Source organism: Streptomyces poriferorum, assembly GCF_019399235.1.
Classification (GTDB): domain Bacteria; phylum Actinomycetota; class Actinomycetes; order Streptomycetales; family Streptomycetaceae; genus Streptomyces; species Streptomyces poriferorum.
This window is the reverse complement of the sequence record NZ_JAELVH010000603.1, coordinates 1-662: the sequence shown is the minus strand read 5'-3', so window position 1 is coordinate 662 and position 662 is coordinate 1. Positions and strand designations below refer to the sequence as shown.

1 protein-coding gene is annotated in these 662 nt (G+C 74.6%); it reads left to right on the top strand.

Features of this window, described 5'->3' with window-relative positions:
* Positions 1-168: 168 nt before the first annotated feature.
* Positions 169-588: an Rv3235 family protein gene (locus JGS39_RS39970; RefSeq protein WP_219574650.1), complete on the top strand. Its 420-nt coding sequence runs from the start codon at positions 169-171 to the stop codon at positions 586-588.
* Positions 589-662 lie beyond the last annotated feature (74 nt).

Below are 662 nucleotides of genomic sequence, written 5' to 3'. Positions count from 1 at the left end.
CCGGGCCCCCTCGCCGGACCGGCCCCGCCACCCGGATAGGTGAATCCCGGATCCTCCTCCCCCGGCCTACCGACGCTTGCGGCCGCCTCCGCCGTCCCCGTAGAAGATCCACAGCAGAAGTTACCGCCCGGTACTCAGCCGGGCCTCTGAAGCACGGGGGCGACAGCGATGAGCACGAACAGGACCCGGCCCGCCGGACGGCACGACGCACGCAGGCCCGAAGCCGTACCCGCACAACGCCGCCGGACCGACCGGCGGATCCGGCCCCACCACTGGTTCGCGGAACGCCTCCTGGCGGTCCTCAGCGGCCAGCGCCCCGTCCACTGGATGCTCGGCCACACGATCGGCGAGGCCTACGACCAGCTCGCCGAACTGGCCCCCGCCACCCCGCTCAGGAGCCGCGGCGCCCGCCCGGTGATCCGCATGTGCCGAGGCGCCCAGCCCGCTCCCGGCGTCGTGGAGGCCTGCGCGAGCATCGCAGCGGGCGAACAGGTCCGCGCCATGGCCTTCCGCCTGGAACAGGGCCCCGACCTCCGCTGGCGCTGCGCCGCGGTGGAACTGGGCAACACCCCGGTACGCCACCCCTGACCCTGCCCCCTCCAGACGCCCGCTGCGGCCCTACCAGCCCTTCGCCCGGCCCTCCCAGCCCCTCCGGCGTTTGA

What these genes read in the sequence shown, in the direction of transcription:
- JGS39_RS39970 (WP_219574650.1), top strand. Translation starts at nt 169, where the DNA reads ATGAGCACGAACAGGACCCGGCCCGCCGGACGGCACGACGCACGCAGG.